We start from the raw sequence: 22,857 nt of genomic DNA, 5'->3' as shown, positions 1-22,857 counted from the left end.
TAATTACTTCCCGTTCAGCTGGGCATAAGACGCTTCAAATTCGGAAATGAGCTGATCGCCACCGGATTTTCTCCAGTTCGCCACTTCCTGCTCCCAGCCAGCATCATCGATTTTGCCCATAATGTATTTGGTCTGTGCATCCCAGATCATCTGGTCCAGCTCCTGGCCACGCTCAGTATAGATGGCAGAAGACAAGGTCAGCGCCGGATTTGGAATAGCATACTGCTCATTTTCACGTGCCATCTTCGTTCCCTTCATACCGATTGGTACATCGACAAGCTCAGGTACGTTATAACCTTCAACGCTTAGCAGATTGTCACGATAAGGCTTCACTTCACGCTGGTATCCGTCGAAGTCCTTGAACTCGGTCTTGCCATCCGAAGTCTTCGTATAGTGCACATCTTCCAGACCTCGCAGCTGAAGTGTACTCAGTGGTTCATCCATCAGTTGATCCAGGAACGTCAGCACCTGTTTTAACTGTTCTTCGTCCGGTACGGAAGCTTTGGGAATGACAAGCATCCCATAGTTCCCCGGTTCCCCGGCAATTCGAATGCCATCCGGTCCTTGGAACGGGGCCACATCAATCTCGCCATCAGGCACATTTGGTGTCAGCCGTTGCTGGAACGACTTTCCGTTCTGAGCAACACCGTTCAGCTTCATGGCTACGAGACCGGAGTCGATTTTTTTGTCCGCATCGGAAGGGTCCAACGCTGGGAAGTCACTGTTGATCAATCCCTCACTGAATAGACGCTTGAACAGCTTCATCGTATCCACATATTCTGTGGTCAGGAATTCAGGGGTAAGTTTACCCGCATCGTCCACACCCCACTTGTTCACCCCACCAATACTTACGGCGATTCGTGTCAGCGGCGAGGATACGCCTTCATTGTACTTTTTGAACAGTACCGTTCCATACGTGTCTTCCTTGCCATTACCATCAGGATCATCCTTGCGAATGGAGCGCATCACTTCGTACCAGTCATCGAGCGTTTTCGGTACATCCAGCTTCAACTTGTCGAACCAGTCCTTGCGATACACGATGGCTGTACGCCCGATATCGCGGAAGTTGGGTACCCCGTAGACCTTTCCTTCAATCTTGATATTGTCAAAATAAGCCTCGGATTGGGCAGACAGGTTTTTATAATCCTTCAGGTAGGGTCCAATTTCCCAGAACAGCCCCGTTTTGGCTGCGTTAAATGTTGTGGGTACATAATTCACGCGCATGATGGTCGGCATCTCGCCCGAAGCTACCATGACATTCACTTTATCATCAAAAGCAGACTGCGGAATCCACTGTACACTGACATCCGTATTCGTATATTCCTCAATCTTTTGTTCAATCCCGTTCTCCTTGGCTGGCACATCACCAACCTGCATCAAAGAAATCGAAATGGGAAGCTTGCCTTCCCCTGCCGCAGGCGCTTTCTCTCCCCCACACCCTGCAAGCAGTCCAGCGGACATTGCACCAACCACGACCAATCCGCCTAAACGAGACATCCGACCTTTTGGACTCATGAACCATCTCTCCTTTGGATAACCAAATTATTCACATTTTGCCTCATTTGATTAAATCGCTACGGGTACACAATATAGACGGACTGAACCGTTCCGATCTATATTGTGCTGATTTGAAGTCGCTCCTTGGATTGATGCAAAATGCCCCATGAATGCGCTATCATAAATAAGTCTGAAGAAAGGAACTAGCGTGTCGCCAGTTCCATTTCCACTCCTGCCAAAATAAATGGAGCTACCGATTTCGGATCATTTATCCGAATGGATTCAGTCACATAATACTCGTATGACCCGTCACGATACGGGGTACCGCCCAGACCTGCCCCACCGTTACACTGCGTCAGGGACAATACACCTTCACGATCCGTTTGCAGCAGATGCAGCAGCAGACCTTGATAACCCTTTTCTGCGATCGCTTTAAACTTGCCACTCAGATAACCCTTACGTACACCCTTCGCTAGTGCATACACAAACATTGAGGTCCCCGATGCCTCCAAATAATTACGCTCACGCCCTGGTTGATCGAGCAAATGAGGCCATAACCCGGACTGTTGGTCCTGTACATGTACAAGCGCATTCGCTACACGTTCGAAAATCCCCACAATCTGACCGCGATGCTCATGATCTACAGGCAGATGATCCAATGTATCCACTACCGCCATCACATACCAGCCCATCGCCCGGCTCCATACATGTGGAGAGCATCCAGTTTCTCCCGAGCTCCAGCGCTGTTCCCTGCTCTCATCCCAGGCATGGTACAGCAGACCGCTGCGTGGATCACGTGTACGTTTCTCCACCAGCAGCAGCTGTAATGCCGCTTTGTCAAACCACTTCTCCTCGCCAGTAACCGCACCATATTGCGTGAGAAACGGCGTTGCCATATACAGCCCATCCAGCCACATCTGGAACGGATAGATTTTCTTGTGCCAGAATCCGCCTTCACTGGTAAGAGGCTGTCCCTTAAGCTGTACCATGAGCAAATCCGCGGCTTTACGGTATTTCTCTTCACCCGTTTTGTCCAGCAACAGGAACAGCGATTTCCCCTGGTTAATCTGGTCCAGGTTATATTCCTCGACTACATAGGAGCGAATCGAGCCATCCTCCTGAATGAAGTTATCCATCAGTTCACGGATGTAGTCGAAATATTTCTGTTCTCCGGTATGGGTGTACAGCTCTTCCAGCGCTTTCAGCAGACAACCATTTTCATAATGCCAGGTCGGATATAACTCATGATTGCGATAACTTTCCATGAACTGTTCAGCCATCCGTACCGGTGTGAATTGCAGGGTTTCTTTCATGATGTTCCTCCGCTTCCGGCTTTTTATTTAGCCTGTTTTTTGTAGTCTTCGGCATATTCCTCACGAATTTTGGTACCGCCCGCATTGCCCCAATTCTCGATTTCCTGTTTCCAGCCATTTTCATCGATTTTGCCCATAATATATTTGGTCTGCGCATCTGCAATCATCTGATCCAGATCTGCCCCACGGTCGCCATAAGTAGACGAATACAAGGTTAATGCAGGGTTTGGCACAGCATGTTCCGCCAGCTCTTTGGCAAGTTCCGTACCCTTCTCACCGAGTTCGGTATCTTTCAATTTCGGCACATTGTATCCTTCCACGTAAGGCAAGTTATCACGATATGGCTTCACTTCACGCTGGAATGCATCGAAGTCGCTCATCTCCACTTGGTCTTCGCCAGCCTTCTTGTAATGTTTGTCTTCAATGCCACGCATCAGCAGCGTCGCCATCTCCGGGTCCATTAATTTATCCAGGAAAGACAACAGGTTTTTCAACTCGTCTTCCGATTTCACCGTCGCTTTCGGAAAAGCCAGAATACCGGAGTTACCCGTCTGCCCCGCTACACGGTCGCCACTCACACCAAGCAAACCTGCAATGTCTACTACGCCATCCGGGTCGTTCTTGGACAGACGCTCTTGCTGGCTCTTCCCGTTCTGGGCGACACCGATACGCATGCCGACAACGCCTGTATCATATTTCTTCTCCGCTTCTGTGGAATCAAATACAGCAAAGTCCTGATTCAGCAATTTCTCGCTATACAATCGTTTCAGCAAATCCAGCACCTGCATATATTCCGGTGTCATGAATTCCGGTGTAAAACTGCCGTCATCTTCCACCTTCCACTTGTTTGGTGCACCAAAACTTACGCCAAGACGTGTAGTGAAGGAATATTGATCCTCGTTATACTTTTTGAAAAGCATTAGTCCAAACGTATTATCCTGACCGTCTCCATCCGGATCGGAGGTCGCCAGCGTTTTGATCGTTTCATACCATTCATCCGGTGTCGTTGGTACCTTGAGATTCAACTTATCAAACCAGTCTTTACGATAAATCACCGTTGCACGGGCAATATCAGAGAATACCGGTACCCCGTAGATTTTGCCTTCCACCTTGATATTGTCAAAGAAACGCTCGTTCTGTGCAGACAGATTTTTATAATCCTTCATCAAAGGTCCAACTTCCCAGAATACATCGTTACGCATCGCACTGGTTACGGTTGGGTTATACTGCACTTTCACAATTTTGGGCATATCGCTGGATGCGATCATGACATTAATTTTGTCATTGTAAGCCGAAGCCGGAATCCATTGAATGTCTAGTTTGGTGTTCGTATACGCCTCGATCTTTTGCTGAACCTCATTGCCTTTGCTCGGTACGTCGCCCACCTGTGCTATTGCAATGGACACATTCTGCACGCCGCCCTCGGCAGCCTGACCTTCATCCGATCCGCATCCTGCCAGCAGGCCTGTTACCAATGCCAATGTGCTTAAGACAGCTACGGCTTTCTTTTTTGTTGCTTTCATTAAACCAAAACCTCCCCTTTTTTATACAGTCATGAACCCGTTCTGATGTACAATCATGCGTAATTTCAACCTTTTACCGATCCCAGCATCACTCCTTTGGCAAAGTGCTTTTGCAGGAACGGGTATACCAGCATGATTGGAATCGTGGAGAACACGATAACGGCCATTCGAATGGTAAGCGGCTGAATCTCGGTCTCTTCGATACTGGTATCACCGATCCGGCTCTGAGCCAAGATGACAATTTCACGTAGCCATACCTGCACAGGCCACTTTTCACTATCGTTGATATAGATTACGGCGTTGAAGAAGCTGTTCCAGTGAGCCACCGCATAAAAGAGAGAGAAGGTAGCCATTGCTGGCATCGACAAAGGAAGTACAATTCGGAACAATACGCCCACATCGTTACACCCATCAATTTTGGCGGCATCCTCCAGTTCGTCCGGTATGGCTTGGAAGAAGTTCTTAAGTACGATCAGGTTGAATGCACTAATCGCGGTAGGCAGCATCAAAGACCATAATGTATCCGTCAGGTGCAATGATTTTACGACAAAGTAGGTTGGGATCATTCCGCCGCTGAACAGCATGGTGAACAGTACCCCCAGCAGGATCGGCTGACGTCCACGCAAGTATCTTCTGGAGAGCGGATACGCCATCAGCGACGTGAACAGCAGGTTAAGCAGTGTTCCGATGACGGTGATGTAGATTGATACACCCAGACTGCGAATCAATGTGTCTGTAGAGAAAATATAACGGTAAGCAGCGAGGGAGAATTCTTTCGGAAAAAGAATGAATCCTCCCTTGGCCACTTCATGCGGACTCGTAAACGAGACGGCCAAAATATAAATGAACGGGATAACGGTCACTATTCCGATCAAAAGCAGAAAGCCATGATTGAGGATATCAAAAATCCGGTTGCCCCACGTTTTATCCTGTTGCATCTTAATGTTCACTCCTGTCTGGTGAAGAACGTCTGCTGCCAAGCGTTAGTAGACGCCTTCCTCCCCGAATTTTTTGGCCATCGTATTAGCACCCAGTACAAGCGCCAGTCCGACCACCGACTTGAACAAACCAACAGCAGCACTATAGCTGTACTGTGCCTGTGTGAGACCTTTGGTGTAGACGTAGGTATCAAATACCTCACCCACATCCCGGTTCGTCGGCGTCAGCATCAGGAATATCTGTTCAAAGCCTGTATCCAGGAAGTTACCCAGACGCAGAATGAGCAAAATAATGATCGTACTACGAATGGCAGGCAGCGTAATATGCCAAGTCTGGCGCCAACGGTTGGCACCATCCATCCGTGCAGCTTCATAGAGCTGTGTATCTACACCGGAAAGTGCCGCCAGGAAAATAATTGTGCCCCAGCCTACCTCTTTCCAGATGGATTGTCCAACAATCATCGTTCGAAACCAGCCAGGCTCAAGCAGGAAAGCCACTTTTTGCCCCGTTAGGTTATAAAGTAATTCGTTAATAGCTCCACCCTCGGTTGTGAACAACATGTAGAACACACCAACCACAACAACCCAGGAAACAAAGTGCGGAACATATACCAGCGTCTGTACAAATCGTTTGAACCGTTCACGGCGAACTTCATTCATCATAAGTGCCAATACAATTGGCAGCGGGAAGAAGAACACCATATTATAAATCGCTAGCAAAAACGTATTCCGGAACAAGGTCCAGAACTGCGGTTCCCCGAAGAAACGCTGGAAGTGCTTGAACCCTACCCAGTCACTGCCCAGAATGCCCTTGTATGGCGTGTAATCCTGAAAAGCCATCGTAATGCCGTACATGGGTATGTATTTGAAAATAACAAAGTAGAGCACGCCCGGTATCAACATAATATAGAGCCACCGGTTTTTGATGATGTCCCTCCACAGCAGGTTTTTGTCACTGCGGGTAGCGGGTCGTGTTCGAGCCGCCGTTTCGGCTTTCATAGTGTCTTCCTCCCCACGTTGGAAACGATTACAAAATACCACTTCCTGAATTCATGTCTTCATTGTGGAGGATAAACGGGTAACTGGCTATCGTCTCGTTTTAGCTTCTTGTTTTCCCTTATGCAGCAAGGGTTTAAGGCATTGGTAACTCTGGATCGCTTCCCTGAATGAACCACATTTAACCTTCGATATTCCCGTCTTAACTCTGCTCCGAACACAGAACAAAGAATGACCCAAAAACAAAGAAAAACCTGCCTGCCATGGCAGGCAGAGCAGGTTGCTTTTATCGCTGCTGCTCCCGGTATTTTCCGGGGGTAGTTCCCGTAATTTTACGAAATGTACGGATAAAAGCGGTAGGGTTCGTGTAATTGAGTTTCTCGGCAATCTCCGATATTTTCAGGTTGGTCGTCTGCAGCCAGGTCTTGGCTTTTTCCATCCGGTATTCGGCAAGGTATTCCGTAAAGTTCACGCCAGCCTCCTTCTTGAACACACGGCTCAGATAGACTGGATGAAAATTCAGTTCTTCTGCGCAAGCTTCCAGCGACAATTCGCGATCATATCGCTCCTCGATCAGCCGAATCATGCGCCGGGCAATATTCAAATATTGAGACTCTTCCTGTTCACGCCAGAATCGAATGACGGGTTGAAATAAACATTTGCGGAACCAGTTCGTCATTTCATCCAATGTGGACAACTTCAGCAATCGAGCCATGGAGGCCTTTTCACCCAATACTTCCGCAACATTCCCACCCTGCTCCTGTACAAGCTGATACACACGGGACAACAGTTGAACCATGATGACCGGGTATTCGCTGAAGTGTAGCTTCTTGTCTGCGAGCAGACTGAGGTATTGCTTAAAGTACGCATCGGTTTTCTCCTCGTCCCCTTGCTTGAGCGCAGAAGCCAACTGGTCCTCAATCATCCTGAGCTGTGTATATAACGCTGCCTCCGTCTGTCCGCGCGGCTGAATATCCTCGTAATGCAAAATAATACGGCTGCCCAGACTTACCCTGCCTTGCAGAGCCTCACGACTCTCCTGGTAAGCCCGTGGCGAATCACCTATTGCAGAATAGGAACGACTAATACCGATACTTACAGGCAGATTCAGATAGGTCACGACCCGCTCACGGATCATTTCCGCTTGAGTGTGCATCCACTCTTTTAGTTGTACTTCATCATCCAACACGGATGCCAATACCGTAACTTGGGCGTCATCAATCATAACAGGTGCAAACCGAATCTCAGAGGGCAGCAGTTCAGCGACCATATTGTTTAACGCGAACAGCAGCAGATCCCGGTCCTGCTCTTCATACCTTGTCCCTTCAAGGGTGTCAATTTGAAGTGTAAGTACCCCAAGTCTAGCCCATGAGGTTGGAAAATCGTATAACTGACCCTGATATCTGAAGTCATCTTCTGATATTTTGCCTGTAAGCAGTTTGGTCATAAAAAATTCCTGCAAATGAATATGCTGGCCCTTCATCTGCTCACGCATCGTTTTCTCCGAACTGAACAAAGTCGATAATTGCTCTTCAATGTATATAAATTCATCCTGACGGCGTCCCGACGGAGCCATTGGAGAATCCAGTCCTTTCGTAAACTGCAGAAGTCTGGAAATGGGAGAGTACATCTTGCGACTGCCATAAAAGGCTACTAGTCCCGTTAAACATAACATGACCAGCGTAGCCACACCTGTAACCAATGCAATTTTCTGCGACTGGGCGGTTATCTGACTCAGCGATACAACAGATACATACAACCAGCCATTAAGTGGGGACTGCCTGTAGCTAACCGCCACCTGGCTTCCTTCCACCTCTGCGCTGAAGAAACCCTCCGACTGTCCCGTCGTTTGTACCTTTTCGTGGATTTCCTGATTCAGCGTGTCGTATTTCCCGTCTTGTTCTGTATCGTTGAGAAAATATTTCTGCTCCCGATCAAGGACGTACATATCCCCTGAATTCGGATTTCGACTTAGAAATGTACTTAGCTCTGTATCCGCTATGTCTATAACCAGAAACCCCTTTGGTTTCACATTCGTTGGTATCATCGGAATCTTGAATACCATGCTGACCACATTGTCGGATGAAATAAGGGTAGGCGCTTGTTCTTGTGCCGCTTCACCGACTCCGGCCGATACCGGTATACTTTCTTTGGTTGAACTCACATTTTGCGTCACCCAAAACAGGCTGTTTGTATATTTCAAATAGGAACCAATCCGGTCCCGAATACTGAAATCATCCAATTTTCCGAAAGATCGCATCGATACAACCCAGTCTTCATCCAGATTCACGAGATAAGCCTGATCGATATTTGTAACCGATTGCAAATTATTAAATCCGGAAGTCAGATCTCGAATTTCCTGAAATTCGCTGCTGTCCAGCGGTTTTTTCATCGCTTGTAATACCAGTGGAGAATTCACATACTGGATGGACGATAATTGCAGGCTGCGCAATACTTGCTCTACCCGCATTTGGGTCTGATGCAGAATCTGCAAATTACTCTCCCGCACCTTCTGCTCAATGTCACTTGAGGCAATAGAATAGGAGACCGAACCAATAACAATGACCGGAAGGGCTCCGAGTATCATGGTAAAACAGAGCAAACGCAGCAGGTATTTAGGCAAAAAGAGCATCCTCCTTTGTGCATTTTGCGTGATTTGAACGAGAACGATTTCGGAATCACTTCCCGTACTTATGCAAAACGTATGTATAATATCGCTTTCATTGGATTAATTTACTATTGTTATTTTAAAACCCATTGTTATTCAAGTCCACTATTTATTATTGAAGGTTGACTTCAAAGCAATTTCCAGTTTATATTAGTTGCATATTCCTCAATCAAAGGAGAGATTTTGATGTCGGTGAGCGTTCTTAACTAACAAGTTTCATATTCAGGAGTTTGGCCTTCGATTCACTTGTGCCTTGTGGCATACGTGTATTTCATGATGCGCCATTACCCTGTACTTAGTTAAGAACAGCGGATATCATAAATCGCCTCCGGGATTGTACGTGTCCGGGTCTATTTCCGCGCTGTGTTCAGCGTGGATTTTTTTGTATAGACCTATAACGGGCCCTACTTTCCCGTACGTTAAGGGCGGAGAATGACGTTTGTTCATTCTCCGCCCTTTTTGCGTTCTTCGGGAATATATTCGCTTTAACCGAAATTCCATTTTATATCCAAGGAGAGATCAAGCATGAATGAAAAAACGTTAACCAGTCTGGGTTATCCCCAAATTCAAAAAAACGTTGCAGCCTGTGCCCTATCTTATTTGGGCAAACGTTATGCAAGAGACATGAAGCCAATGGTGGACGCTTCTCTAATTCAAATGCGTCTGGAAGAGACCGCTGAAGCGGCAGCTTTGATTCGTAACGGCGCCAGTGTGCCCATTCCATCACTGGATGGCATGGAGACCATTATGGATCTGCTAGGTACCGGTTATTTATTTACGGAACGTGATTTCAGCCATCTCGCCCAATTTCTTCGCAGCTGCGCACAGCTTATGAAATACATGGAGGGCAAATCCGAAGTGGCCCCTACAGTTAGTCGCTACGCTTCATCCATGATATGGATGGAATCCCTGCTGAGTGAGATTGAACGCTGTATCCATAGTGGACGCATTCAGGATCAGGCGAGCAAGGAACTGATACGTATTCGCAAAAAAATGATAGTCAATGAGGAACGCATGAAGCGAAAGCTTGATTCTCTAATAAGCAAACACCGCTCCATCATGCAGGAAAATGTGATTAGTCAACGTGGTGGAAGAACAGTGCTGCCCATTAAGAAAGAATTCCGCAAACACGTTAAAGGCAGTGTGCTGGATGAATCGGGAAGTGGCCAAACCGTATATATTGAGCCTGCTGAATTAGTAGGTCTGCAAATGGAGTTGGCTTCACTGCAAGCCGAGGAATCACGGGAGGAGATGAAAATCCTCGGTGACTTAACCTCCCTTGCTGAGTCTTATAATCGTGAAATCGCACTAAACACGGAAACGGTAGGAATTCTGGATTTCCTGTTCGCCAAAGCGAAATATGCGGCGACCATGGACGGACGGACTGTGCGCGTCAATGCCAATGGACGGGTTCGGCTTCATCATGCCCGCCATCCGTTTATGGGTGCATCCATGGTTCCGCTTAATTTTGCAATTGGTCAGACGTATTCCTCACTAATCATTACAGGGCCGAATACGGGTGGCAAAACGGTTGCACTCAAAACACTGGGTCTGCTTACCTTGATGATGCAATCCGGTCTGCTTGTGCCTGTCGATGAAGATGGCGAGATGGCCGTATATCATGAAATTGCTGTGGATATCGGCGATGGACAGAGCCTGGAGCAAGCACTCAGTACCTTTTCTGCACATATTCGCAACATGATTGGCATCCTGGAGCAAGCCGATTCATCGACACTTGTGCTTATTGACGAGATGGCCTCCGGTACCGATCCCGGTGAGGGAGTGGGACTCTCGATCGCCATGCTGGAGGAGCTACACAGCCGTGGAGCTACCGTTATCGCGACAACCCATTTTGGGGAAATCAAACATTTTGCAGCAGCCACGCCTGGATTTGAGAATGCACGAATGGAATTTGATACGGTCTCTCTTCAACCTCTTTATCGATTGCGGATCGGAGAAGCCGGTGACAGCTATGCCTATTCCATTGCACTGAAATTGGGTATGCCACAGCGTATTATTGAGCGCTCCAAGCTCATTTCAGATCAGGGTGTCTCGCAAATAAACAGCACGGTTGAACAAAAACAATGGAATGAAGCAAGGAACAAGACGAAACCTGTCAGCCCGTCCGTACAAACTGAAACAAAAAAGCAATCAGCTGATCGGCCTGAAACATTAGAACCCACTTCCCCAGCCAAAGCATTCCGAAAAGGGGATCGCGTCTATGCAGCTTATCTGAACCAGTCAGGCATCGTATGTGATGTGGAGGACAGTCGCGGAAATATCGGAGTCATGCTGCGCGGACGTAAAGTCAAAATTCATAAGAAACGTCTAACTCTGCACATCTCCGCAGATGAACTATATCCGGGTGACTATGACCTCGACATTGTGCTGGAGACCAAAGAGAACCGCAAGAAACGCAAACTGATGAGTCGCAAGCATGTGGAAGGACTGAAGATTGAATTGCCCCCTGAAGAATAACCGGAAATTTTATATAATGGGTTTAGTTGCTATACTTTAATAAACCTATCGATCGTTCGTGGTTAGAAATTCATCGGGGAAGGAAGACTCGTATGTCTGTTGAGCAAGATTCAAACAAAGTCACTCCAGAAGTTCTTGTATGTCCTTTGTGTGGGGAGGCCAATGGCTGCTCCTATGCCGCTGGTCGTCCTCATTCAGAATGCTGGTGTAACCGGGCTGTGTTCCCAGAAGGGGTATTTGACCCCATTCCGGCAGAACAGCGCAGGAAGTCCTGCATCTGCGAGGCATGTCTGGATACGTATAAAAAGAAGACAGAGCAAAATAAAGAGCCCCACAGTTAACCCTGTGAGGCTCTTCTTCTATCGATATGATTTTGTATTGAAATACAGACCATTACTTCTGCAGTTGTTGATAATGCGCTACAGCCTGCTTCAGTACAGGGTGACTCTCATCCATGGACGTATACTGGCTGAGTGCTGCTTCAATCCCTTTTTGCTGGATCGTAGTCTGGAGTTCTACCGCTTCCGGGTCTTCGGAAATGTCAAACTTGCAGGCAGCGGCCATGCCCATTGCCAGATGTGTTGTCTCCGTTCCATACTCGTAAGCCTGGAGAGCCGGGCGAACTAGACGGTCATTCGGGGACAGTTTCCGCAGTGGAGAACGTCCTACACGAGTTACCTCATCCGTCAGATGTGGGTTAACGAACCGTTCCAATATTTTGGCAATGTACATCTGATGATCGTCGGCATTGAATCCAAAACGCTTCACCAAAACTGCTCCGGTTTCCTGCAAGGCACCATATACGATGGATTTGACTTTTTCATCGGCGATAGCCTTCTGAATTGTATCAAACCCGTTCACATATCCAATATAAGCGGCAATACAGTGTCCGGTATTTACGGTAAACAGCTTCCGTTCGATATAAGGCTCCAGATCATCCACATACATTACACCCTCAACCGGTTTGAACGCAGGAGCCATTTGTGAACGGTCTACAACCCATTCATAGAAAGGCTCTACCTGTACATGCAATGGATCTTCATGATGCTGAATCGGCACAATCCGGTCCACGGCAGAGTCTGGGAAATACACATACTGATCCGCAAGCAGGCGAGTCCGCTCATCAAGCAGACCATATACATGTTCTTTCAGCTGAGTGCTGGCTCCAATAGCGTTTTCACAAGCAATGATGTGAAGCGGCTGGAAGACATCACCTGTTCCCAGCCTGGAAGTAAGTCCTTTGGCAATACCGGGAGCAATATGTTTCAGGATGTTCACACCCACTGCGGTTGTGATCAGTTCAGCTTCTGCAACGTTCTGAGCAACGGTATCCAGATTGGTTCCATCGATCGCACTCACACCGGTAACTGTCTCCAGGTCCTTGGCTTCGTTAGCCAGTTCAACCGTGTATTCTCCACGCTGCTCTAGAGCCTTAACCAGCTCCTGGTTAACGTCCGAGAAAACGACATTGTAGCCTGCACGGGACAGAATCAAACCGATAAAGCCACGTCCAATATTACCTGCTCCAAAGTGAAGGGCCTTCATAGTTCCATTTCACTTTCCAAAATAGTGATGACTTCTTCAGCAGTTTGAGCATGACGCAAAGCTTCCATGTTCTCTTCCTCGGCGCAGATGACTGCGATGCTGGTCAGGATCTCCATATGTTCTCCGCCCTGAGCAGCGATACCAATTACCATATACGCTTTCTCTTCCCCAAAATCAACACCTTGCGGGAACTGAATGACCGATATACCTGTGGACAGGATAAATGATTTGGATTCCTTCGTGCCGTGTGGAATCGCAAGTCCGTTGCCAACATACGTGGAGACAATCTCTTCACGCTCCAGCATTTTGTCAATGTATTCAGCGGTGATATGTCCCGCGTCTTTCAAAATTTGACCTGCCATACGAATCGCTTCGTATTTATCCTGAGCCGTTGCATTCATGATGACTTTATCTTTAGTTAACACACTCATGTTTGAATACCTCCAATTTCTGTTTTGCTGCGGTAAAATCCCGCAAGTTCTTGGGACAAGTAATGAATAAGATCATCCCGGTTGCCTTTTTCAAGTAATGTGATCATTTCTTCCTGCAACAATAGTGCACTGATCTCACTCAGTACTTCCAAACTTTCCTTCGATAACTGTCTGGGTCCTAGCATCAAGAGCACATGGCTGACACCTGTCGGGTCTTCCGGCGTGCGCAGAAGCGGCTCTGTCAACTGGAACAGCGTGATTGAAGGACTGTGAATGCCATCACTGCGTGTATGAAACAAAGCGAGGGAAGTCCCAGGAATTTTCTGGCTTCCAACCGCTTCACGCTCCTCCAGCAGCCTGGCAATCTCTTCAGGATTATTTAACACACCAGATTGATGTAAAACGCTGCACATGGCATAGGCCGTGTCAAAAAATCCAATCTTCTGATTATCCAGCGGGAACACCTGAAACTTGCCGATAATCTGTACGATTTCAATCAGGGTCGCTTCCAGTCCAACCGGATCGGAAATTCGTCCTGTTGTCATTGAATCTGCTTCAGGGGGGGGACTATGTTCCCGCTGAAGCGTCGTTGTCCTGATGAAGTGCCTTAAACGTTCACTTTCTTCTGCCGTCAGCAGTGGGCTCACCTTGTAGTATTGATGTTTATCCATTGGCAGATCCACAGTAGAGAGAACCAGATCATATTCCGTCTTTGGTATACGCGCGGCTTCATACCAGGACACACTGTCCACAATCCGAATCTCGGGAATTTCCTTGGACAGTCGGCTCGATAACATCCGTGAAGATCCGATCCCACTCGTACAAACGACGACAGCCCTGATTTCACGTTTCAGCACCCGCAGTCGTTCAATGGAAGCACCGAAGTGCATCACCAAAAATCCGATCTCTTCATCCGGAACATCCGTATTGGGCCAAGCCTCACGCACTGCTTGCTTTACATCCTCAAAGAGTGATTCATAATCCTTGCGGATCTGTTGAAGCAGCGGATTACGGATGAGCTGCCGTTCATCCATTCGTTCCAGTACTGGCTCCATATGGGCAATCAGACCTTCACGGAGCAGACGATCCTCATGGAACGAATAATGAGTTTTCTGCTGCATCCGATCTGTGAGGGAACGAACCATGTCAAGCAAGACCAGATCGTCTACGGGCAGCAGACGTGAGGAATGAATCGATTGCTCGATTTCAATCAGCAGCCTGTGAAAATAAGCCTGCTCCTCGCCCACAAACTCCAGCCCAAGCTGGGCAGATAGAACACCGCACAAACGGGAAGCTAAATATTCCGGCACCTTCTGCTCAACATGTAGAGGCATTCCAACGTCTTTTTTGTCTTGTTGAGTGCTCCGACCTATGCCAAAACCTTTGCGAATCCGCACAACGGATACAGACAATTGGATCAGCAGCTTCATGTATTGACGCTCCGGTATATTTTCCAACCACTCAATATCCGGCTGCCATAACGCGTTTTCGACCGTAAGTACATCCTCATGCCCTATCATTTCCAGAAGCTTGCTGCTTACTTTGGAAACTCCCTGCTCCGCCTGTCTACCGAACAAATCGGATTCATCCAGATATTCAAGAGCGAGCGCGGAAATAGCCATGCGATGAGCCAACTCACTTCCATTGATCTTGACCCCATATCCACGTCTGCGAACCAACTTCAATCCTGCCAGCTGAATGCGTGGCTCCAGATCGTCCAGATCATTGCTTGCCGTAGATACGGTTACTTTCAGATCTGAGGCCAATGCAAGCAGCTTCACAGGCTCGGATTCATCCAGCAAAATACAAAGCATGAAGAGTTTACGCTCTTCGGGCGTAAACTCCACATATTCGTTAAGCTCAAGTTGTTGACGCAATACGGCCAAATCATCGGAACCGGGATCAATTCGAACCCCGGTTCCCGATTTTTTTTCCAATCTCATGCCAAGGGGCTCAAGCCATTGTTCAATCATCTGCAACTCTCGATGTACGGTACGAGTGCTTACTTTGACCGCAACAGCTATATCGCCAGCAGTTACTTCATGAGGATGCTCCAGCAGGAACTCCACGATCTCACGCTGTCTCCTTGTAATATTACTCATCAGGAGTCGGATTTGAGGCGCTCCACCAGTGCCTCATATTCAGGACTCTTCAGGAAGTTGTCGATGGAAATATGCTCTGCATTTGGAGCCACGGATTTGGCCCGGTCTGTCAATGTTTTCTGTGTGATGACGATGTCGGCATCTTGTGGAATCTCACTGATCGCCGTGTTGGTTACAGCGACATCCACACCGGCTGCCTTCATTTTCTTCCGGAGAATCGAGGCACCCATGGCACTCGAACCCATACCTGCATCACAGGAGAATACAATTTTATTGATATCCGTTTTTACTGCCGAAGAAGCAATATCGGCTGCACGGTCAGCTTCACGATTGTCTTTATCAACGGTGAGGTTGCCCGTTTTGCCCTGATTTTTCATATCTTTCATACGGTTGGACGCACTGTCCAGATCTTCTTCATCGTTCTTCTGTTTACCCGTTTTGAGCAGTATGGATGCTACGAGGAACGAGATGATCGCAGCTACAGCTACCCCTGCAAACATGCCAAGGTATCCACCCTTAGGTGTTAACAACGAGTAGGCAATGATACTTCCCGGTGACGGTGCTGATACCAAACCAGCTCCGGTTAGCATAAAGGTCAATGTACCCGCTACACCACCAGCCATCGCAGCCAGAATCAGTATCGGTCTCATCAGAATGTAAGGGAAATAAATCTCGTGAATCCCGCCAAAGAAATGGATGATTACAGCACCTGGAGCGGAAGATTTGGCTGATCCGCGACCGAAGAAACAGTATGCCAGCAAAATACCAAGTCCAGGTCCTGGATTGGATTCGAGCATGAATAATACGGATTGACCCAATTCTCTTGCTTGATCCGTAGCAATTGGTGTCAGAATACCATGGTTGATCGCATTGTTCAGGAATAATACTTTTCCTGGCTCAATGATCAGATTGACCAGCGGGAGAAGACCAGCATTCATCAAAGCTTCTACCCCAGCTGATAACACCTTGCTAATCGCTTCAACGAAAGGCCCGATGCCTTTAAGGGCTAGAAGGGCCAAAATCCCACCAATAATACCAGCGGAGAAGTTGTTAACCAGCATCTCAAACCCTGATTTGATTTTGCCATCGACAGCCTTGTCAAACTTCTTAATGACCCAGGCTCCCAACGGTCCGGCTATCATGGCGCCAAGAAACATTGGAATATCACTGCCGACAATAACCCCGATGGTCATGATCGCACCGACTACACCACCACGTTGGCCGTGTACCATGGTACCGCCTGTGTAACCGATAAGCAAAGGCAGCAAATATTTGATCATTGGATCAACCAATAATGCAAAATCTGCGTTAGGGAACCATCCTTTTGGAATGAACAATGCCGTAATCAGACCCCAGGCGATAAAAGCACCCATGTTCGGCATAACCATACCACTTAGGAAACGTCCAAACTTCTGAACGCCAACCCGTATTCCTCCGCTTGTTTCGGACTTTGCGTCCACTGAACTCATACTGAAAACCTCCTCAACATATTAAACCTTGATTCCACTGAATTTTGACAACGATGATCCAGACGAACGAAGGTACAAATCTGCAATAAATCTTAATTTACAACCATATCGTAAATGAAAACGGTATCTTCTACAACGAAATGAAAACCTACTTCCGTCATGAACGTTGATGACAAGATTTAAATTTAAAGGATTGTTCCATATTTAAACCCGTATATTGATCGAAACCTGTTATTCCTTTCATGTATCATACCCACGAATTGCCCCATTTTAATGACAAATGAAATTGTAAATTTATTCTATTTAAATGAGCTGTTCCTACCTCATTTAGAAATGATGATGAAACATGTTAAATTGATATTTATTTCATCTAATTAGTCTAATTCATCGAGTAACAACGAAAAAGCGCAATGACCTCATCCAGTTTCAGATGAGGCAATTGCGCCTAAGTATTCTCCGAATAAGCAATATCACCATTCGGATCTATAATCATCGATTCATTTTATTACCTTAAAAGAACTTTTGCATCAAGCTAAAACTCTCTATCCAATCGGAGAATTGTACCTTAATATTATTCCGTATGTTTACGATACGCATCCGCGTTCATCAACGTGGAAAGTGCTGCTGTCAGATCGCCCTCAACACGAATCTCGATCATCCAGCCTTCCTCATATGGAGAGTTGTTAACCAGCTCCGGGGAATCCTGCAATGCATCATTCACAGCAATAATCGTTCCACTGACAGGAGAAAACAAATCCGAAACGGTTTTGACGGATTCAATCGTTCCAATGCCGTCTTCCGCTTTTACATCCGATTCCAGGTCAGGCAATTCCACAAACACAATGTCACCCAGCTGATGCTGCGCGAACTCGGTAATACCAATACGTACGGTATCCTCCCCTACGGTCTGCACCCATTCGTGCTCTTCACTGTACAGGAAATCACTTTTCAATTCGCTCATCGATATCCGCCTCGCTTTTCATTAATGAGTGCATGCGTTTCTTTGACCTTAACCTTTTTCCCAGAACATAGCGTATGATATTTTCGATTCAAATGTCAAGATACCTCACAATTTATTTGTTTTTCTTCCTTATATACCTGTAACTCAAATGCACTCTCCCTACATATAATGGTGAATATTAGAAAAGTAAGCGCACTCTTTATAAATAGACGAACGTTATGGAACAAATTAAAAATATCATTCGGTTTTTTTATTCATTTCTATGATATCGTTCTTGACATCAATAGTCGATTCAGGCTTTAATGAGAGTAGTAAATGTGTTTAATTGGTCTATGCAATACCCGCGGATGAATGTAAAGGGAGAGATTACCCTTGACACCCGAATCAGGGTGTACATGCGGTAACGCCGAAGGAGTAAACCACCGACAAGCGGAGGTGAATCTCTCAGGCAAAAGGACTTTTACGGGACGCAACTCTGGAGAGCATCTAATCGCCCTGTGTGGGCGTTATGATCACCCAAGGGGAAACCTGCTGCATCATGCGGCGGGGTAACTCTCAGGTACCAAGGACAGAGCCTAAGAATACAGCGTGCTTCTGGCATGCCGATTCTTTGGCCTGTCCTTTTCCTTTTTCCCAAAAAAACGAAAACAGGTTATAGAGCGGCGCTGCCTATCGCGTCCTTACCTTACTTTTATAAAAAAATATGATGCCAGATTCATTGATCCATGGTTATACACTCGGCCGGTTGACGGCCCATGACGAGGTGATTGGATGTCCGATTTGCTTAGAACCCCACTCTTTCCACTCTATCAGCAATATGAAGGCGTACGATGCATTGATTTTGGTGGCTGGGAGCTCCCGGTACAATTCAGCGGAATTCAGAAAGAGCATGAAGCGGTGCGAGAACGTGCTGGATTATTTGATGTATCCCACATGGGCGAATTCACCGTACAAGGTGAACACGCAGAAGCTTTTTTACAGCACATGACCACTAATAATGTAACAACACTCGTTACCGGTCAGGCCCAATATACGTTAATGTGTTATCCGGATGGTGGCGTGGTTGATGATCTGCTGATTTATAAACTGAAAGACCAGCATTATATGCTGGTGGTTAACGCCTCCAACATCGATAAGGACTGGGCATGGCTGCAACAGCACATGATGCCTGGCGTAACGATGACCAATGATTCGGATCAAACAGCGCTGCTTGCTCTTCAAGGTCCGCTGGCAGTAGATATTCTCAGAACGGTGACAGACACGGATGTGTCTTCGATTGAGCCTTTCCGCTTTGTGGCAAATGCGAAGGTATGCGGCGTTACATTGCTGTTATCCCGTACCGGATATACGGGTGAAGATGGCTTTGAGCTCTACGTTCCTGCGGAACAAGCCGCTGCGGTCTGGAACGGATTGATGCAAGCGGGAGAAGTTCACGGACTTGTTCCGACAGGACTGGGTGCTCGGGATACGCTGCGCTTTGAAGCCAAGCTGCCCCTGTATGGACAGGAATTGTCTGCAACTATCTCACCGCTGGAGGCTGGCGTTGGCATGTTTGTGAAGTTAAATGCAGGACCGTTTATCGGACATGAAGCCTTGTTGCAGCAAAAAAATGATGGACCTGCCCGCAAGCTAGTCGGGATCGAAGTACTGGAGCGCGGCATTCCTCGCCCTCATTATCCCATTTACGCCGAAGGTGTGCAGATTGGTGAAGTGACCACAGGGACTCAGTCGCCTACGTTGAAACGTAATCTGGGGCTGGCCTTGATCGACAGCAAATATGCTGCACTGGGTACCCCGCTGGAGATTGAGATTCGTGGCAAGAAACTAAAAGCCGAGGTCGTGAAGACCCCTTTTCATAAACGGACACGTGCGCCAAAGACACCTACTCAAGGAGCTGATCAAGCATGAGCAAGCATCGCTACATTCCCATGACCGAGCAGGATCAGAGTGCCATGTTGGCAACCATCGGCGTGGAAACGATTGAAGATCTGTTCCATGACATTCCACAGGAGATTCGCTATCAGGGTGAACTGCCTGTTTCCTCCAAACTCGATGAATATGCACTGACACGTCATATGTCGAAGCAAGCGGCAGCGAATGCCAACTTCGAGACACACGCCAGTTTCCTGGGTGCAGGTATTTATGATCACCACGTACCTTCCGTCATTAATCATGTCATCTCCCGTTCCGAGTTCTATACCGCCTATACACCTTATCAACCCGAGATCAGCCAAGGAGAATTGCAGGCGATTTTCGAGTTTCAATCCTACATCTGTGAGTTGACAGGTATGGCTGTAGCCAATGCCAGTATGTACGATGGTGCGACTGCATTTGCGGAAGCAGGCAATCTGGCCGCAGCGGCAACCCGCCGCAAACAACTGATTGTGTCACGCACCGTGCACCCTGAATCCCGTCAGGTATTGCAAGCTTATGCTCACGGCCTCAATCTGGAGATTGTTGAGATTGGATATCAAAATGGTGTAACAGACTGGGATGCCCTGCAAGCCGCCGTGTCCAATGACACCGCAGCCGTCATGATCCAGAGCCCGAACTTCTTCGGCGCCGTGGAAAATGTAAAACAGGCCGCAGACCTTGCCCATACGCACAAGAGCCTGCTCGTGGTCAGTGCCAACCCGCTATCGCTGGGTCTGCTGGAAGCCCCAGGCAAGCTGGGTGCTGACATCGTCGTTGGCGACGCGCAGCCCCTTGGCATCGCCGCTTCACTCGGCGGCCCAACATGCGGATACTTCGCGGTATCCCAGGCTCATATGCGCCGAATTCCTGGCCGCATTGTAGGCCAGACAACGGACCGCAACGGCAAGCGTGGTTTTGTACTCACGCTGCAAGCACGGGAACAGCATATTCGCCGGGAAAAGGCGACGTCCAACATCTGTTCCAACCAGGCGTTACTCGCGCTGAGCGCCTCTGTATATATGTCCATTATGGGTAAACAAGGCATGATCGACGTCGCTGATTTGAATTTGCAAAAGAGCCATTATGCCCTTAACACGTTTACCGCAATTCCAGGCGTCTCTCTTACGTTTACCGCTCCTACGTTCAATGAGTTTGTTATTCAACTGCCTGAAGGAACAAATGTGGAAGCACTGCAACTGAAATTGCTCGATGCAGGTTTCATTGGCGGCTATGAACTTGGCCGTGATTATCCTGAGCTCGCTGGACATATGCTGATTGCGGTTACTGAACGACGCAGCAAGGAAGAGATTGACGAATTCGCACGTGTATTGGAGGGATCGCTGTGACTCAGGAAACGACAACAAAGACAACGACGACATCAGCACAAGGACAATCGGAAACGGTAACCTCTATCTCCACTTCGGGCCAACCTGAAACTAACACAACAGTTACTGCTCAAGCTGCCTCTCCAGCACCGGAGCAATCGTTGATTTTTGAACTCAGCAGTCCGGGTCGGGTCGCTTATTCCTTGCCTGAATGCGACGTTCCCCGTCAAGCTGTGGATTCCCTGATTCCCCGGGAAATGCTTCGGTCGGAAGCAGCAGCATTGCCTGAGGTTTTTGAAGTTGACGTCATTCGCCATTACACTGCCCTGTCTCGTCGTAATTTCGGGGTAGATAACGGATTCTATCCGCTGGGCTCTTGTACGATGAAATATAACCCGAAGATTAATGAGGATGTGGCCCGTTACAACGGATTCGCCAAAATTCATCCCTATCAGCATGAATTCAGCATTCAAGGTGCACTTGAGCTGCTCTACACGTTGCAAAATGATCTTGCCGGACTAACCGGTATGGATGCCGTTACGCTGCAACCGGCCGCTGGTGCACATGGCGAATGGACCGGGCTCATGATGATCCGTGCCTACCACGAAGGTCGTGGTGAACAGCGCACAAAAGTTATCGTACCGGACTCTTCTCACGGGACCAACCCGGCAAGTGCAACCGTAGCAGGTTTCGAAACGGTAACGATCCCTTCCCGCGCAGACGGGCTGGTGGATCTGGACGCACTTCGCGCAGCTGTTGGCTCGGACACCGCAGCGCTCATGCTGACCAACCCGAACACACTCGGACTCTTTGAAAAAGACATTCAGGAAATTGCCTCCATTGTGCACCAGGCAGGTGGCCTGCTGTACTACGATGGAGCCAACTCCAATGCCATTATGGGCATCACTCGACCTGGCGATATGGGCTTTGACGTGGTGCATCTGAATTTGCATAAAACGATGAGTACTCCGCACGGCGGAGGTGGACCTGGTGCCGGCCCGGTTGGCGTGAAGAGCCGCTTGATTCCATTTCTGCCAAAACCGATGGTCATCAAGAATGATGAGGGCATATATGCGTTGGATCGCGAAGGTGATCAATCCATTGGCCGGGTCAAAGCTTACTATGGTAACTTCGGAATTCTGGTCCGCGCCTATGCCTACATTCGTACTTATGGACCTGAAGGCTTACGACGGGTATCTGAATGTGCGGTGCTCAACGCCAACTACATGATGGCTCGTCTCGCACCTTACTACGAGATTCCGTATCCAGGCGTTTGCAAACATGAATTCGTTATGTCTGGTCGGGGGTTGAAGCAGTATGGTGTACGTACACTGGATGTTGCCAAACGATTGCTTGATTTTGGGTATCACCCGCCAACTGTGTACTTCCCGCTGAACGTTGAGGAGTGCATCATGATCGAACCAACGGAAACCGAGAGTAAAGAAACACTTGATGGGTTCATCGATACGATGATTCGCATTGCCAAGGAGGCAGAAGAGACACCTGAATTAGTACTCAATGCCCCTTATGGCACACCGGTTACCCGTCTGGATGAAACAACAGCTGCCCGTAAACCTGTATTGAACTGTGCTTGCAGTTAAAAGCTAACCTAATAAACTTGTATTTGATACCTGCAACGACATCCGAACTATGTTATGTCCCAGGACTGGCACGATACGATCATTACAATATTCTGT

At 47.8% G+C, this 22,857-nt stretch carries 16 protein-coding genes and 2 riboswitches; of the genes, 5 read left to right on the top strand and 11 right to left on the bottom strand.

All coding sequences use genetic code 11. The features are described from left to right. Positions 1-3 precede the first annotated feature (3 nt). The 6 genes from MHB84_RS19845 to MHB84_RS19820 form a co-directional block, all read right to left on the bottom strand. Positions 4-1,515 carry an extracellular solute-binding protein gene (locus MHB84_RS19845; RefSeq protein WP_083678768.1) on the bottom strand — a complete coding sequence of 504 codons (1,512 nt, stop codon included), beginning with the start codon at positions 1,513-1,515 and terminating at the stop codon, positions 4-6. A gap of 185 nt (positions 1,516-1,700) precedes the next feature. After that, positions 1,701-2,810 carry a glycoside hydrolase family 88/105 protein gene (locus tag MHB84_RS19840; protein ID WP_076287801.1) on the bottom strand — a complete coding sequence of 370 codons (1,110 nt, stop codon included), beginning with the start codon at positions 2,808-2,810 and terminating at the stop codon, positions 1,701-1,703. A 23-nt stretch (positions 2,811-2,833) separates the two neighbouring features. Then, entirely contained in the window at positions 2,834-4,333 is a 1,500-nt protein-coding gene (locus tag MHB84_RS19835; protein ID WP_076287800.1) for an extracellular solute-binding protein, read from the bottom strand. Between the two features lie 65 nt (positions 4,334-4,398). Continuing rightward, entirely contained in the window at positions 4,399-5,271 is an 873-nt protein-coding gene (locus MHB84_RS19830; protein WP_024633116.1) for a carbohydrate ABC transporter permease, read from the bottom strand. Positions 5,272-5,316: 45 nt separating this feature from the next. After that, positions 5,317-6,270, bottom strand: a complete 954-nt coding sequence (locus MHB84_RS19825) for an ABC transporter permease (protein ID WP_063566889.1) — start codon at positions 6,268-6,270, stop codon at positions 5,317-5,319. Positions 6,271-6,553: 283 nt separating this feature from the next. Next, entirely contained in the window at positions 6,554-8,890 is a 2,337-nt protein-coding gene (locus tag MHB84_RS19820) for a helix-turn-helix domain-containing protein (protein WP_179087127.1), read from the bottom strand. A gap of 570 nt (positions 8,891-9,460) precedes the next feature. Between MHB84_RS19820 and MHB84_RS19815 the strand changes: the two genes are divergently transcribed. Both MHB84_RS19815 and MHB84_RS19810 read left to right on the top strand, forming a co-directional pair. Further along, the gene (locus MHB84_RS19815) at positions 9,461-11,413 is read left to right on the top strand and encodes an endonuclease MutS2 (RefSeq protein ID WP_076287798.1); all 1,953 of its coding nucleotides are present in this window, start codon (positions 9,461-9,463) and stop codon (positions 11,411-11,413) included. A 92-nt stretch (positions 11,414-11,505) separates the two neighbouring features. Then, complete coding sequence (locus MHB84_RS19810) at positions 11,506-11,754, top strand: cysteine-rich CWC family protein (protein ID WP_076287797.1); 249 nt, start codon at positions 11,506-11,508, stop codon at positions 11,752-11,754. 52 nt (positions 11,755-11,806) lie between these two features. Here MHB84_RS19810 and MHB84_RS19805 read toward each other — a convergent pair whose 3' ends face one another. From MHB84_RS19805 to gcvH, 5 genes are all read right to left on the bottom strand, one after another. Next, positions 11,807-12,958, bottom strand: a complete 1,152-nt coding sequence (locus tag MHB84_RS19805) for a mannitol-1-phosphate 5-dehydrogenase (protein ID WP_076287796.1) — start codon at positions 12,956-12,958, stop codon at positions 11,807-11,809. Continuing rightward, the gene (locus MHB84_RS19800) at positions 12,955-13,389 is read right to left on the bottom strand and encodes a PTS sugar transporter subunit IIA (RefSeq protein WP_024633110.1); all 435 of its coding nucleotides are present in this window, start codon (positions 13,387-13,389) and stop codon (positions 12,955-12,957) included. The genes MHB84_RS19805 and MHB84_RS19800 overlap by 4 nt, the downstream gene beginning before the upstream one ends. Next, positions 13,386-15,491: a BglG family transcription antiterminator gene (locus MHB84_RS19795; RefSeq protein WP_076287795.1), complete on the bottom strand. Its 2,106-nt coding sequence runs from the start codon at positions 15,489-15,491 to the stop codon at positions 13,386-13,388. The genes MHB84_RS19800 and MHB84_RS19795 overlap by 4 nt, the downstream gene beginning before the upstream one ends. Further along, on the bottom strand, positions 15,491-16,960 hold the full coding sequence (locus tag MHB84_RS19790) for a PTS mannitol transporter subunit IICB (RefSeq protein WP_076287794.1): 1,470 nt from the start codon (positions 16,958-16,960) through the stop codon (positions 15,491-15,493). The genes MHB84_RS19795 and MHB84_RS19790 overlap by 1 nt, the downstream gene beginning before the upstream one ends. A gap of 571 nt (positions 16,961-17,531) precedes the next feature. Further along, complete coding sequence (gene gcvH, locus MHB84_RS19785; protein WP_063566882.1) at positions 17,532-17,921, bottom strand: glycine cleavage system protein GcvH; 390 nt, start codon at positions 17,919-17,921, stop codon at positions 17,532-17,534. Between the two features lie 347 nt (positions 17,922-18,268). Then, a riboswitch (glycine riboswitch) is annotated at positions 18,269-18,391 on the top strand. A gap of 3 nt (positions 18,392-18,394) precedes the next feature. Next, positions 18,395-18,495: riboswitch (glycine riboswitch) on the top strand. A 197-nt stretch (positions 18,496-18,692) separates the two neighbouring features. Between gcvH and gcvT the strand changes: the two genes are divergently transcribed. The 3 genes from gcvT (at position 18,693) to gcvPB (ending at position 22,761) form a co-directional block, all read left to right on the top strand. Next, a complete protein-coding gene (gene gcvT, locus MHB84_RS19780) occupies positions 18,693-19,829 on the top strand; it encodes a glycine cleavage system aminomethyltransferase GcvT (RefSeq protein WP_076287793.1) in 1,137 nt (378 codons plus the stop codon). Further along, positions 19,826-21,181: an aminomethyl-transferring glycine dehydrogenase subunit GcvPA gene (gene gcvPA / locus MHB84_RS19775; RefSeq protein ID WP_076287792.1), complete on the top strand. Its 1,356-nt coding sequence runs from the start codon at positions 19,826-19,828 to the stop codon at positions 21,179-21,181. Before gcvT ends, gcvPA begins: the two co-directional genes overlap by 4 nt. Before the next feature lie 140 nt (positions 21,182-21,321). Next, complete coding sequence (gene gcvPB, locus MHB84_RS19770) at positions 21,322-22,761, top strand: aminomethyl-transferring glycine dehydrogenase subunit GcvPB (protein ID WP_076288264.1); 1,440 nt, start codon at positions 21,322-21,324, stop codon at positions 22,759-22,761. Positions 22,762-22,857 lie beyond the last annotated feature (96 nt).

The organism is Paenibacillus sp. FSL F4-0087, assembly GCF_038020215.1.
In the GTDB taxonomy this organism is placed as follows: Bacteria; Bacillota; Bacilli; order Paenibacillales; family Paenibacillaceae; genus Paenibacillus; species Paenibacillus taichungensis.
This window is presented reverse-complemented; position numbering and strand designations above follow the sequence as displayed.